Genomic DNA, 14,138 nt, shown 5'->3' on the forward strand with positions numbered 1-14,138 from the left:
AGGCGATTGAGCCGGAAAAAATAGTTAACTTGAGGATATCGCGTAGGATTATTACTAAAACAACGGGGTACTAACAAATAAAACAAAACTTCTTTCAAACTAGTATTCAAAATGGGTTATTGCTAACCCATTTTAACGAAAGCAATTAGATGCTAACGATGTTTTCAGCTTGTGGACCTTTTTGACCTTGAGTAACAGTAAACTGTACACGTTGGCCTTCAGCTAGAGTTTTGAAACCGTCGCCAGAGATTGCGCTGAAATGTGCGAAAACATCAGGACCAGATTCTTGCTCGATGAAACCAAAACCTTTTGCTTCGTTGAAAAATTTAACTGTACCAGTTGTAGTATTAGACATAATAGTATCCTAAGAATTAATAAAAGTGCGCCTTAAATTAGGCAATTTAACAGGAAGAAAACATACATTTAACTGAGGATAACGCGAAGGATTATTACTAAAACAACGTGGTACTTACAAATAAATAGGGTTTTCTGTCAACCCGATGCCAAGCAGGATAACAGTAAATTGAGCTATATACCAAGCCCTATTGTAAATTTATTTTAGAGTAAGTGCTTTATTAGTTTGTTTGTTTTTTAACTAACCAGTCATGATTAAGGTGATCTTTTTTGCGTCTTAATTTGAGTTAATTTTAGTTTAATCAATGCCTTATGTTTGTATTGGAACGCGGTTCTAGAGTAGGTAAAATGCAAGTTTTAAGTGGTTAAAACATGACCTAATTACCTACTGATTTTTTTGATATATACCTTAAATAACTTGATTCATTAGCTCCAAATTACAAATCCAAGTATTAATAATGCAATCCAAAGTGTTTCAGCCACAATTAAAATAATGGGTTTCATACCTACTTCGGTAAGCTTTCCTAAATTAGTTTTCATTCCTATAGCTGAAATAGCCGCAATTAAAAAGAACTGCGAAAGTTCGTTAGCGGTTTCAAGTACTATTGTAGGAAGTGAAAAGCAGCTATTTATTATCATGAGTATTACAAAGCCAATTAAAAAACCAGGTACTTTAGGTAATTCTCCGTGTTTTTCTTTGTTTGAGCGATTAATAACGACCATCATAATAAGTACAACAGGTAGTAGCATGGCAACACGTACAAGTTTAGTTAGAGTTGCGATATCGCCTGTCTCTGGTGATACCGAATAACCTGCACCCACTACCTGGGCTACATCATGTATTGTGCCACCTAAGAATACGCCTGCATTATGGGCGTCAAACTCAAGATAATTAACCACAATAGGGTAGAGGATCATAGCAAGGGTCGACATAGCTGTTACGCCAATAACGGTTAATAAGGTGTCGCGCTCTTTATGTTCGCTGTTTGGCATAATAGACGAGATAGCCAGCGCAGCAGACGCTCCACAAATAGCAACCGAGCCACCTGTTAGTGCACCAAAGCGTTTTTGTAAGCCAAATGCGCGCGCTAGCACTACACCTAAAATAATAGTGGTAAATATGGCGCCCGCTAACATAAGTGCTGTTTGCCAACCCAGTGTTACTAAATCTCCCAGCGCAATGCGTGTGCCTAGCAGTACTATACCTACACGCAAAATCGTGGTGCCAGTAAAATCGATACCTTTGGCGCAAGGGCTATCGCTTTGATACAAAAATGAGACTGCCATACCCAGTAACAAAGCAAACAACATGGCTGGCGCACCATAATGTTCGCTTAAAAATAAGGCGGCAAGGCCAGTCATTGCAGCAATGCTGGCACCTTGCCATAAAGGTGATATTTTACAGCTTAATTTACTACTTAAGCGCTGCATTACGCTTTAGCTGCGGTAAGTGCTACTAATACTTGGCGCTTACGTTCACCTGTAAAAGGGCGACGACCATGCATAGCCATTTCGTTATCAACTAAAGCAACGTCACCGTCTTGCCATGCAAGATCAAAGGTAAATACTTTAGAAAGCTCCACAATTTTATTAAGTCCAACTTTAGGAATCGCACTACCATCACCAAAGGTAATGGCAATTGATGGATTATCGCGTACACCTTTCCAGCCCATGTAAGCGGCAATCAGTTGGTTATAAAAAACCTGTACGTTGTTTTCAAGAGTTACTACCGCAGGCAGTACTGGTGTAACGGCTTTTAGTGAGCCGTCTTCAAGCCATTCCCACTGGTAACCAAGTTCGGTTAATTTATTATGTGCTTCGTCTTTGGTTTCTACACTTAGCGTACTTTTCCAGCTTCGGCCTTGGCCCGATGTAGCGTCGTCAGCGGCTGGCATATAGGTGGTATATTTTAGGCCTTTGTGTTCAAAGTCATGGGCAAGCTTGCTGTCGTATTCTTTTAATGCACTAAATAATTTATCTGATCGGCAAAGAGGTGTTGCACCGCCTTCTTCTGCGGCCGATTTACAAAAGAAGAATAATTTACTTGGCGAAATAGGCGTTTGCGCCATTTCGTGATGTAAGTATATTTCTACATCTTTTGGCGCTTCGTTAGCTGTAAATACACGTTCGGTAAAATTAATACGTACCGCGTTAGACAGTGACTCTTTATAAGTAAAATTGTCATAATCAAACCCGGCTGAAAAAGTATCAAATGTTTCGGCGCTATTTACAGGAAAGCCACGAAACAACACAGCACCTGAGCTGCGAAGTTTTGTAGCCAATTCACTTTTATTTGCGCGAATGAAAGCTACCGCTTCTTCAACGGTGCTGGCGTTATTGTTATTAACAACAATGCACGGAAAAACCGAATCATCGAATGTTAATTGAGTTGGCACTGAGGCGTAGTTAATTTCGGTAGCTGACATTGTATGTTCCTAATCGTAAATTGGGTGAAAACGGTTAAAGGCTGCTTCACAAAAGTGCCCAGGGTCGTTGAATCGGCGATTACTGTTAAGCGCAGAAATTTGCGCCATTTCTTGCTCTGTTAATTCAAAATCAAACAGTGTGAGATTTTCTTTCATGCGTTCAAGTTTTGAGGTTTTAGGAATAATGGCAGTGCCGCGTTGCACGCCCCAGCGAAGAACTACTTGTGCTGGCGTTTTGCCATGATTGTGTGCGGCCGCTTTAACAACGCTTTGCTCAAGAACTGATTCAGTTTTATCAGCCATTTCTAGCTCAAGGTATGAAAGCGCACCCAGTGGTGAAAACGCAGTAACCGGAATATCGTACTGCTTTGCGAGTCTTACTAATCGCTCTTGCGTTAAATAAGGGTGCGACTCAATTTGCAACATAGCGGGTTTGATATTTGCGTAGGTCATTAAATCGTGAAGCAGTGCGCTTGAGTAATTACATACCCCAATGCGTTTTGCTTTGTTGCTGTGTACTTGTTCTTCCATTGCTTGCCACGTTAAATACAGTGGTACTTTTGCAAGCTCCATTTGTGGGTTTTGCGCCGTAGGGTCAACAAACCACTCTGGTGGATAGCGCGTTTCTATTGGCACAAATGTTTGCGCAATCGGAAAATGAATTAGGTATAAGTCTAGGTAATCTAGCTTTAAATCACTCAGTGTTTTATCAATCGCGAGGCCAACATGCTCTGGTGCATGAAAGGTATTCCACAGTTTTGATGTTACCCATAATTCTTCACGGGTACATAAGCCATCGTTTAATGCTTGGGCGATGCCATCGCCTACTTGTTCTTCGTTACCGTAGTCTGATGCGCAATCAAGATGGCGGTAACCTGCCTTAATGGCTTGGTATACCGTTTGTGCACAATCTTCTTGCTCGACTTTCCATAAACCGAACCCTACTGGAGGGATATTATTTAATGAACTCATTGGGAATTCCTGTAAAAAATGCATAATGACTTGGGTCTTGTATAAGACATAAGTTATTATACGAATCAAACAGTGTCAATACTGTGTTAACAGCAAAGCAGTAAATGGTTCAGTTAAAAAACCTACAGGCAGCAAAAAGGCAGCGTTTGCTGCCTTTAAAAAATATTTAATTATTATGCGCTAAAGTGGGTTTTTAGCACTAAACACGCTTTTAATTAATCAAGTTCAATTTGATAGTGGTAATGATCGCTACGGCATTTACTTTGGCGGTATTCAATACGTTTACCTTCGATTGATTCGGTAATGCGTGATACCAACAGCAGTGGATCGCCAGCTTTTATAGCAAGCATTTTGGCATCATCCATTGTAGCAAGTACGGCTTTAATACTGTCTTGGGTTTTGTGTACAGTTTGGTTAAATTTGGTCTGATAGTAATGGTACAATGTATGCGGAATATCACTACTTTGATGTATATCAGGAAAGTAGCTTTGTGGTAGGTATATAGTTTCGCTCATGCAAAATTCGTTATCAAGAATACGCCTACGAACAAGCTTGGTAACTTTGTCTTTTTTATTGAGTTGTAACGCTTCTATTACTTCAACTGGCGCTGCACAAAGCTCAACCGATAGCAGTTCAGCCTTTGGCAAATCGGCACCTTTACCGTCTGCTTGTAACGGAAAAAACCTAAATAAGGCATCTTGCGCAGTATGTTGCGATACAAACGTACCAACGCCTTGGCGACGAGTTACTATTTTATTGTCGGTTAATAAGTTTAGTGCTTTACGAACTGTACCTTGGCTTACGTTAAATTCTTCAGCAAGGCGAAATTCGCTTGGTAGTGCTTCGCCAGGTACCCAACGTCTTTCAACAATGAGCTGTTTAATATAATCAGCCACTTGTAAGTAAAGTGGTTGAAAAGCCAAGCTTGGGCCACTTAATTTGTGATCAAACATAGAGTTACTCATTATTATTTACCATTAAATTTAATCCACCTGTAGTTATAGCATAGGTGAAACCTTTTACGCATATTTGCGCTAGCTCAATTAAACGTGAACTACTGCTGTAATGTTTAATAGGCGCAAAATATACATTATGCCTAAAAACAAATCGTTACACTACAATAGCTCACCCTTAGGAAATTAAAAGTGCTCAGTATTTCTTTTGAACTCATTTTGCTTATGGCGCTGTGCCTAAGCCTTGCCACTGTAATGCAAACTCTTAGCGGGTTTGGCTTTGGGTTACTGGTGGTTGCAAGCTTTACGTTGCTTGATGTATTGCCACTTACGGCAACTACATTTTTGGTGAGTTTGCTGGGGTTAGTTAATTCAACAACCGTGGTCGTTAAAAACCGCAGTTCGGTAAAAGTACCCGAGCTAAAACTTATGTTGTATACCGGTATTCCGCTAATGCTGTTAGGTTTTGTGCTACTTGAATATATGTCGTCGCATTTAACACACTATTTAAACTTTGCTTTAGGTGTAAGTATTTTGCTTTGCTGCGCTTTAATGCTGATTGGCCGCGAGCGTACAAATAAACAAAGTAATCCTCGTTCATTTTTAATAGCCGGTGGAGTAAGTGGGTTACTTGGTGGGTTGTTTTCAACCTCAGGGCCGCCGCTTGTGTTTCAATGTTATAAGCAAAGTTGGTCCATTGAAGCTATTCGCAGTACGTTATTAGCGGTATTTACTATCGGTGGACTAGTACGTGTAGGTATCGCTTTATTTGGTACTTTACCTGGGCTCGACATTATGTTTTTAATTGCAGCGGCTATTCCTTTAGTGTTGCTAGTTACGCATTTTGCTCGTAAATTAACGCCCTACGTTGACGCTAAATGGGTACGTATTATAGCAATTGCATTGCTTGGCCTAAGTGGTGTATCGCTGGTGGCAACATCGGCGCCAGGTATATTTTAAAAATCGCGATGTAAATAATTCATCTTGAGTTTATTTACGTTGACATGGGGATTACAATTATTTAACTTGTGTCTTATGCAAGACTAATAATTGGTTAAGGAACTCCCATGAATGCATTTGAATTACGTGAGCCAGACTGGAACGCAATAGAGCCAGCACGCTTAACCGCACAGCCAAAGTTGCAAGGTAATGTGCTGGTTTTGCCCACTCAGTTTGGTGATATTAGCGTAACGATAAGCCAGTTTGGTTTACGTTTAAATGCAGGCACCACGCATGACGAGCAATTTAAAATATTAACCACAACCCCATCAGAATACCCCCTCACACTTAGCAAAAACAATAATGATTACAGCGTATGTGGTGGCGAATACCGCTTAGAATTTTACAGCGACCCTTTTCATTTCAAACTTTATAAAAACGATGAGCTAGTACAGCAATCAGCAACTGATGGTCACTTTGTACGCCAGCACCGTTTACCGCCACTGGCTAAAACCGATAACGGCTGGATATTAAGCCTAGAGCTTAACTACGACGAAGCCGTGTATGGTCTTGGCGAAAAATGGGGCAAGCTTGATAAACGCGGCCAACTTATTCGTTCATACAACCACGATGCGCTAGGCGTTAACGCCGAAAAATCTTATAAAAATACCCCGTATGCATGGAGCCCAGAAGGCTGGAATTTGTTTGTACATACACCCGCACCGGTAACTCATGGCGTAGGTTATGCACTTTGGTCGCAACGTGCATATGTATGTTTAGTTGAAGATGACGCGCTAGATGTATTTTTATATCAAGAACAAACACCTGCCCAAAGCATCAACCGTTACTGCGAGCTAACAGGTTTTGCACCGGTACCACCGCAGTGGAGCTTTGGTGTTATTTTATCAAAAGCGTATTACAAAGATGCTGACGAATTACTCAGTGTTGCCCGCGAAGTACGCGCTAAAAATATGCCGTGCGACGTAATTACTCTTGATGGCCGTGCATGGCAAGACACCGACACACGTTTTGCATTTGAATGGGACCCAACACGCTACGCCGACCCAAAACCTGTGCTTGATGAATTAAAAGCGATGGATTTTAAAATTTGTGTGTGGGAATACCCGATGATCTCGGTAAATAACCCATTATTTGCTAAAGCGGCCGAAAACGGTTGGCTAATAAAAGACAAACGCACAGGTAAAGCGTATCAATACGAGTGGGATTTAAGCCCATTTGGCGAAGTACTTACGCCATTGCCTGAGTCGGGTATTTTAGATTTTACGCACCCTGATGCTTACGAATATTGGCTCGAATCGCATAAGCCTTTGTTTGAGCTTGGCGTAGATATGATAAAAGCGGATTTTGGCGAGCAGCTAGAAGACGACAATATGATATCTCACAGTGGTGATAGCGGTATTAGGCTGCACAACGTTTACAGCATGTTGTACAACCGCTGCGTTTTTGAGGCCGCCGAAAAATACTGTAAAACTGGGCCATTTTTGTTTAGCCGTTCAGCATGGACGGGCAGCCAACGTTTTCCTGCACAGTGGGGCGGCGACCCGCAAGCCGATTGGCAGGGTTTAGCGGCAAGCATTCGTGGCAGTTTAGCGTGGGGTATGTCGGGTGGGCCATTTTTTGCAACCGACATTGGTGGTTTTTACAAAGACACCCGCGACGCAGAACTTTACGTGCGCTGGGCACAAGCGTCGGTATTTAGCGCACATATGCGCTTACACGGTATTGGTCCTCGCGAACCGTGGTCTTACACCGAGCAAGCAAGTGATGCGGTATTTGCAGCACTTAAATTACGCTACCAGTTAATTCCGTACTTACAAACATGTGCAGAGCAAGCGCAGCAAACAGGCTTGCCGATTCAGCGTGCCATGGTATTGGCATTTCCTGATGATGTACTGGCACATAGTTTTGATCAGCAATTTATGTGCGGTGAAAAATTACTGGTTGTGCCGTGTGTAGTACCAAACGGTAAAGTTAAGTTTTATTTACCGCAAGGCAATTGGATTCGCTTCCCCGATAAACAAGTTTACGAAGGGAGTAAGTACTACGAGCACACACTCGCACTTGAAGAAATGGCAGTATTTGTACGCGAAGGCGATAGCCTAATGCTTGGCCCAGAAGTTCAACACACAGAACAAGACATGAGCCAATTAACAGCATGGCCTAAATAAAACTCGGCTTAATAAAAAACACACACAACACACATACAACACACATACAACACACAATAATAAAGATATTAGCTTACTTTTTACCGAGTAAAGTAAGCTAAAAGGGGCGCAAGATGGAAGGTATGAACATTACCATGACACTGCTATCGTGCTTGGCGTTTATGGCGCTGGTGGGATATATCTCGTACCAAAAAACCAAAGGGGAAGTTAACACCCAAGATGGCTACTTTTTAGCGGGTCGTGGGTTAACAGGTACATTTATAGCAGGGTCGATGATCCTCACTAACTTATCGGCCGAGCAACTAATTGGCCTTAATGGCTCAGCTTATGGTTACAACCTAAGCTCAATGGCGTGGGAAGTAACCGCAGGGATCTCAACCATTATTATGGCGTTGATCTTTTTGCCTCGTTATTTAGCGGGCGCGTTTTCTACCTTACCTGAATTTTTACGGGATCGTTTTGACGATACCGTACGACGCATGACGGTGATCTTATTTATGGTAGGGTATTGTTTTATAACGATCCCTTCTGTTTTGTACTCAGGATCAATTGCCGTACTTAGACTTTTTGATGTACCCACCTTATTAAATATGAGCTACCAAGCAAGCCTAATTGTGACCATTATTACAGTGGGTTCAGTTGGGGCTATTTATGCTGTATTTGGTGGTTTAAAGGCGGTTGCGGTATCAGATACCATTAACGGTGTTGGGTTATTAATTATTGGTATTTTAGTGCCAACACTGGGCTTAATTGCATTGGGTGATGGTAGTTTTTCAGAAGGGTTAAGCACCCTAGTAAACACCGACACAGAAAAGCTCAATGCTATTGGTAGTAGCGATGATCCCGTGCCATTTGGCACTATTTTTACAGGGATGATCTTAGCTAATTTGTTTTATTGGGGCACTAATCAGTATGTGATCCAGCGTACATTGGGCGCTAAAAACTTAGTTGAAGGTCAAAAAGGGGTGTTGTTTTCAGGGTACTTTAAAGTGCTAGTACCGTTTATGATGATGATCCCTGGCGTTATTGCTTACCATCTTTATAAACACGAAAGCCTGCCAACTATCGATTTAGCTTACCCACATTTGGTAAAAGAAGTACTTCCACAGTATTTATCTGGCTTCTTTTTGGCCGTATTGCTAGGTGCTGTATTTAGCTCATTTAATTCATTGCTCAATAGCGCGGCGACCTTATTTTGCTTAGACGTTTATAAGCCAATGAAAAAAAATAAAGTAACAGACAGCCAACTTATAAAAGTAGCCAAAATTACCAGTATTGTTATTGCCATATTGTCGTTTATAACTGCGCCATTATTGATGTTTGCGCCTGAAGGTTTATGGCACATTATTCGTGTGTTTACAGGTTTCTACAACATTCCGGTCATCACAATTGTATTGGTTGGTTTGTTTACTCGAAAAGTGCCTGCACTGGGCGCTAAAGTCGCGATTATATTCCATATTATTGCCTACACCTTGCTTAAATTTGTATGGGATGTAGACATTAACTTTATTCATATTTACGCCATTTTGTTCATAATTGAATTGGCAATAATGCTGGGTATTGGTTACTACAAACCACTTAAAACACCATGGCAATTTACACGCAAAGCTGAGGTAGACCTTAATCCTTGGAAATACGCATTACCTTGCGCAATTGTATTAGTAGGCTTGATTGTTAGCTTGTATATATTGTTTTCGCCGCTCGGATTAGTGGGTGGAACCAGTGTGTACTTTGTACCAAGTTTAGTTGCTGTTTGGTCTACTGTTTTAGTGCTTAGCTGGTGGAGTGTACGTCGTTGGCAGGTTCGTTACGAAAATAGCTTAGCGCGTATTGGGGCTAAAAACGCCGCATAACGTGCGGCTATATTCTATACACAAAACTTAAATCACATTTAATTCACATAATGTTTGCATTAGTAGGATAGTTTGTTTAAATTTAAAGCTCTTATATAAGATATAAGAGCTTTAAGGAAAGATCACACACACTGACACCGCTTTTTAGCAACTCACACAATTGCTAGCGCGGTACCACACAGCACACGCACAATATGGAGAATGACATGAGAGCTAAAAAGTCCGTCTTAAGCTTGGCAGTCACGTTAGCAATGACAACCGGTTTAGCGCTTAGCGCGCAGGTACATGCACAGCAAGAGCAAACCGAACAAGAACAACAAAAAACAGAAACAGCTAAAAACGATACATTTGAAAAAATAGTCGTTACTTCACAAAAAAGAACGCAAAGTTTAAACGAAGTACCTGTTGCGGTATCGGTACTTAATAGCGATCAAATTAATTCAGCTTTTGCTAATAACATGGAAGGCTTACAGTCACTTGTTCCTTCGGTTAGCTTTAGAAAAGGCACCACAACACGTAACTCAGCGCTAACAGTGCGCGGTATTGGTACTATTTCATTTAGTATTGCTGCCGAACCAAGTGTGGCAACTGTTGTTGATGGCGTGGTACTTGGCCGCTCGGGTCAAGCATTTGCCGATTTATACGACGTAGACCGCATTGAAGTATTACGCGGGCCACAAGGTACGTTATTTGGCAAAAACGCCTCAGCAGGTGTGGTAAATATTACCACTAAAGATCCGTCGTACGACACAACCGGCAGCGTAGAAACCTCGTTTTATCAAGATAACGAATACCGTTTTAAAGGTGTTATAAGCGGCGGCTTAACCGACGATTTAGCCGCTAGCTTAACGGTATTTAAAGGCAAGTTTGACGGTTACATTGATAACGTTTACAACAACGAAAAAGTAAACGGTTATGACCGCGAAGGTGCACGTGCTGTATTTAAATACGAGCCAGAGGACGACTTAAGCGTAAAGTTTATAGCTGAGTTTTATAACGCAGATGACGACTGTTGTGCCGACTTAGAAGCCCTGCCAAGTGGTCGTAATCCTGATTCAAAAGCAGCGCCAAACAGTAACGGCATTGTGGATGGTGTAGCCGACATTGACCTAGACCAGCGCAAAGTTGATCATGACTACGAGTCGCGCACAATTGACGAACATAGCGCATTTTCGGTGCAAGTTGATAAAACAATTGGCGACTATACGTATACTTCAATTACTGCACAGCGTTCATGGGATAACACAGAATACCGCGAAGGCGACTTTACCTCTATTGCTGGCGACAGCAGTGAGCCGGTATTTGGCGCGCCGTTTCAGTTACATGATATTGGTGCACAGCAATGGGATCAGTTTTCACAAGAGTTTAGAGTTACATCAAACCTAGCTGGGCCATTTAATTATGTTGCCGGCTTATTTTATTGGAACATGGATTCACAACGTAACTTTACTCGCGATGCAAGTTGCCAAAATAATGGTGGTCAGCTTGATAGCGCAATGGCTTTTTACGCGCAAAATAACTTATCGGGCGCTGAGCTTGATACAGCACTTGCTGACTTAGAAGGTTACACACAAGGCCTAGGCGTTAGCTGTAACGCAAACGATATTGTATCGGCCACTGCTTTTATGAGCACAGAATTTAATAACTGGGCAGCCTTTGCCGATGGTACCTACGATTTATCTGAAGATTTACGCGTTTTATTTGGTATTCGTTACACCGACGATGAAGTGTCTTACACGCATCGCCGTGTAAGTAATGATGTATATGGCCGCACCGGTGTAGGCGTGCGCCCAGCAACACTTAATACAGATGATGAAGGCAAAGCCGAAGAAACCAACGTATCGGGTCGTCTAGGTATGCAATACGATTTAGGCGATGGCCAAATGGTATACGGTACTTACTCGCAAGGTTACAAAGGCCCTGGTTTTAATATTTATTATAACTTTAATCCAGATAACGACAGCCGCGAAATAGCACCTGAAGAGTCAGACGCTTATGAAATAGGCTACAAATACGCAAGCCGCGAATTTGTATTTAACATGGCTCTTTTCAGAACCGAAATTGAAGGCTTTCAAGCTAACAACTTTGACTGTTCAGACGGCACCTGTATTACGCGCTTAACCAATGCGGGCGACGTAAGTACACAAGGTGTTGAAGTTGACTTTATGTGGGCTGCAACAGAGTCGCTAACGCTTACCGGTGGTGTTGCTTACATTAAAGCCGAAATTGACGAGTTTAATTGTCCGGCAGAGGTAGCCGCTGGCTCGTGTACTGACCGCTCAGGTTTAGATGTACCATTTTCGCCAGATCTTAAATACTCACTAACGGCTGATTACTTTATTGAAACCGACCATGGTTTTAACGTACACATAAACAGTTCATACATTTACACCGATGAGCAATACTCAGACCTACCAGACAACGTAGGCGAATTTAATCCAGCTGCTTTATTACCAGATTACGGTATTTTAAATGCAAGTGTGGGTTTGTCGTTTAAAGATGACGCGTTTAGGGTATCGCTTATTGCTAAAAACTTAACCGACGAAAGCTACGTAACTACCTACAGTGGCGATAACTTCCGTTACCAAATACCGCGCGATGCAGAGCGCTACTTTGGGGTATCGTTTAAAGCACGTTTTTAATATTTAAATAACTCCCTCAATAATTTCCCTTAGAAGCGCAACGTTTAACACGTTGCGCTTTTTTTATGACTTATTTTTGTAATAGTTTAGTCATTTTACTTTCATCAAAATTACCTTTATCAGTCACATCTGTTTTCTATAGTGCAGCGGTTGATCTTTTTTGTGTTTACACATTTCAAAAAATAACCACTAAACAATGGGAATTACGGATGAAAATTAAAAAAGTCGCTGCGGCAATCGCGCTAACATTTGCGTTTAGCGCAGTTAGCCATGCTGATGTACTACCGCAAAGCCAAAAAGACAGCAGCTGGTATAGCGCTGCGCAAACTAAACTAACAACAAAAACAGCACAAGCGCAGGCTACACAAGCCACTAAAGCTAAAAACGTCATTTTATTTGTGGGCGATGGTATGGGTATTTCTACACTTACCGCCGCGCGCATTTTACAAGGGCAGCGTAATAACCAATCTGGCGAAGAAGGTTATTTAAGCTTTGAAGAGTTCCCATACTCTGCACAAGTTAAAACGTATAACGTAGATGCACAAACTCCCGACTCAGCAGGCACGATGACGGCTATTATTTCGGGTGTTAAAACCGATGTGGGCGTTATTGGTGTAGACGAAGATATTGAGCGCGGCGTGTGTTCAACAGTGGCGGGTAACGAGCTAATTACCGCGACCGAATTAGCTGAAATTAAAGGGCTATCTACCGGTATTATTTCTACAGCACGTATTACTCATGCAACGCCTGCTGCCACATATGCTAAATCGGCTGACCGTAACTGGGAAGACGTATCAGATATGCCAGAAGATGCCGTAACGGGTGGCTGTGAGGACATTGCATCGCAACTGGTTAACTTTGAAAAAAACCTAGAAGCACGATTTGTAGGGACCGACGTAGACGGTCTTGATTTTGTAATGGGTGGCGGTCGTCGTCACTTTTTACCAAAAGACGAAACAGCTAATTCAACAGATGCAGTAAGTGCTATAGAAGGCGACCGTACTGACGAGCGCAACCTAGTGACTGAGTGGCAAACACAATACCCAGATGCTACGTACGTGATGGATCAAACAGGCTTTGATGCAATAGCAGACGACGCCACTAAAGTATTTGGTTTATTTAACGAATCGCACATGCAGTACGAAGCTGACCGTGCAAACGATGTAGCGGGCGAGCCTTCACTTACCGATATGACCACTAAAGCAATTGAAGTGCTTGGTAAAAACGATAACGGATTTTTCTTAACGGTTGAGTCGGGTCGAATTGACCATGCGCACCACGCGGGTAATGCATACAATGCGCTTAACGACACCATTGAGTTTGCTAAAGCCGTACAAGCTGCGGTAGATAACACCAATCCAGAAGAAACCCTTATTTTAGTAACCGCCGATCACAGTCATGTATTTACTATTGCAGGCTACCCTAAGCGTGGTAATCCAATTTTAGGTCAAGTAGTTGCAGTAGGTTCAACAACACCAAGCCTAGCCGCTGACGATATGCCGTACACCACGGTCGGTTACGCAAATGGCTTAGGTTTTAGAAATCTAGGCAGTGAGACCAACGCTGATGCAAGTTACACAAGTGCTGCTGTTGCAGGGCGTGTTGAGCTAAATGGCGTTGATACAACAACCCCAGGTTTTCACCAAGAAGCAACAGTACCAATGGGGTCAGAAACACACGCAGGTGAAGATATTTCACTGCATGCAAAAGGTCCAGGTGCTCAGCTAGCACAGGGCGTAATTGAACAAAACGTTGTATTTCATTTAATTAATCAAGCTCTTGAACTAACTCAGCAATAATGGCGGCTAAC

Annotated in this window: 10 protein-coding genes; 5 read left to right on the top strand and 5 right to left on the bottom strand. The window is 42.0% G+C overall.

Annotated elements, in window-relative coordinates; genetic code table 11:
• Positions 1 to 145: 145 nt before the first annotated feature.
• The 5 genes from I6E70_RS17860 to I6E70_RS17880 all read right to left on the bottom strand — a co-directional run bounded on the left by I6E70_RS17860 (position 146) and on the right by I6E70_RS17880 (position 4,717).
• Positions 146 to 355 carry a cold-shock protein gene (locus I6E70_RS17860; protein WP_006792548.1) on the bottom strand — a complete coding sequence of 70 codons (210 nt, stop codon included), beginning with the start codon at positions 353 to 355 and terminating at the stop codon, positions 146 to 148.
• A gap of 425 nt (positions 356 to 780) precedes the next feature.
• Positions 781 to 1,785, bottom strand: a complete 1,005-nt coding sequence (locus tag I6E70_RS17865; protein WP_197118323.1) for a YeiH family protein — start codon at positions 1,783 to 1,785, stop codon at positions 781 to 783.
• Positions 1,785 to 2,780, bottom strand: a complete 996-nt coding sequence (locus tag I6E70_RS17870) for a TauD/TfdA family dioxygenase (RefSeq protein ID WP_197152306.1) — start codon at positions 2,778 to 2,780, stop codon at positions 1,785 to 1,787. Before I6E70_RS17870 ends, I6E70_RS17865 begins: the two co-directional genes overlap by 1 nt.
• A gap of 9 nt (positions 2,781 to 2,789) precedes the next feature.
• Complete coding sequence (locus I6E70_RS17875) at positions 2,790 to 3,752, bottom strand: aldo/keto reductase (RefSeq protein ID WP_197189310.1); 963 nt, start codon at positions 3,750 to 3,752, stop codon at positions 2,790 to 2,792.
• 215 nt (positions 3,753 to 3,967) lie between these two features.
• A complete protein-coding gene (locus tag I6E70_RS17880; RefSeq protein ID WP_024589596.1) occupies positions 3,968 to 4,717 on the bottom strand; it encodes a GntR family transcriptional regulator in 750 nt (249 codons plus the stop codon).
• Positions 4,718 to 4,897: 180 nt separating this feature from the next.
• Between I6E70_RS17880 and I6E70_RS17885 the strand changes: the two genes are divergently transcribed.
• The 5 genes from I6E70_RS17885 (at position 4,898) to I6E70_RS17905 (ending at position 14,127) form a co-directional block, all read left to right on the top strand.
• Positions 4,898 to 5,665 carry a sulfite exporter TauE/SafE family protein gene (locus I6E70_RS17885; protein ID WP_232783811.1) on the top strand — a complete coding sequence of 256 codons (768 nt, stop codon included), beginning with the start codon at positions 4,898 to 4,900 and terminating at the stop codon, positions 5,663 to 5,665.
• A gap of 107 nt (positions 5,666 to 5,772) precedes the next feature.
• Positions 5,773 to 7,833, top strand: coding sequence for a glycoside hydrolase family 31 protein (locus tag I6E70_RS17890; RefSeq protein WP_197189311.1), 2,061 nt, complete (start codon positions 5,773 to 5,775; stop codon positions 7,831 to 7,833).
• Between the two features lie 113 nt (positions 7,834 to 7,946).
• A complete protein-coding gene (locus tag I6E70_RS17895) occupies positions 7,947 to 9,686 on the top strand; it encodes a solute:sodium symporter family transporter (protein WP_180961364.1) in 1,740 nt (579 codons plus the stop codon).
• A gap of 206 nt (positions 9,687 to 9,892) precedes the next feature.
• Positions 9,893 to 12,328 (top strand): TonB-dependent receptor, encoded by a 2,436-nt coding sequence (locus I6E70_RS17900; protein WP_101217640.1) that lies wholly within the window; start codon positions 9,893 to 9,895, stop codon positions 12,326 to 12,328.
• Positions 12,329 to 12,537: 209 nt separating this feature from the next.
• The gene (locus I6E70_RS17905) at positions 12,538 to 14,127 is read left to right on the top strand and encodes an alkaline phosphatase (RefSeq protein ID WP_197189312.1); all 1,590 of its coding nucleotides are present in this window, start codon (positions 12,538 to 12,540) and stop codon (positions 14,125 to 14,127) included.
• Positions 14,128 to 14,138 lie beyond the last annotated feature (11 nt).

The organism is Pseudoalteromonas sp. NGC95 (genome assembly GCF_015864705.1).
Taxonomy (GTDB): domain Bacteria; phylum Pseudomonadota; class Gammaproteobacteria; order Enterobacterales; family Alteromonadaceae; genus Pseudoalteromonas; species Pseudoalteromonas arctica.

Bases quoted from the DNA above. Each gene is read 5' to 3' on its own strand.
- I6E70_RS17900 (WP_101217640.1), top strand. From the start codon at position 9,893: ATGAGAGCTAAAAAGTCCGTCTTAAGCTTGGCAGTCACGTTAGCAATG.
- I6E70_RS17895 (WP_180961364.1), top strand. From the start codon at position 7,947: ATGGAAGGTATGAACATTACCATGACACTGCTATCGTGCTTGGCGTTT.
- I6E70_RS17860 (WP_006792548.1), bottom strand. From the start codon at position 355: ATGTCTAATACTACAACTGGTACAGTTAAATTTTTCAACGAAGCAAAA.
- I6E70_RS17905 (WP_197189312.1), top strand. From the start codon at position 12,538: ATGAAAATTAAAAAAGTCGCTGCGGCAATCGCGCTAACATTTGCGTTT.
- I6E70_RS17880 (WP_024589596.1), bottom strand. From the start codon at position 4,717: ATGAGTAACTCTATGTTTGATCACAAATTAAGTGGCCCAAGCTTGGCT.
- I6E70_RS17890 (WP_197189311.1), top strand. From the start codon at position 5,773: ATGAATGCATTTGAATTACGTGAGCCAGACTGGAACGCAATAGAGCCA.
- I6E70_RS17875 (WP_197189310.1), bottom strand. From the start codon at position 3,752: ATGAGTTCATTAAATAATATCCCTCCAGTAGGGTTCGGTTTATGGAAA.
- I6E70_RS17870 (WP_197152306.1), bottom strand. From the start codon at position 2,780: ATGTCAGCTACCGAAATTAACTACGCCTCAGTGCCAACTCAATTAACA.
- I6E70_RS17865 (WP_197118323.1), bottom strand. From the start codon at position 1,785: ATGCAGCGCTTAAGTAGTAAATTAAGCTGTAAAATATCACCTTTATGG.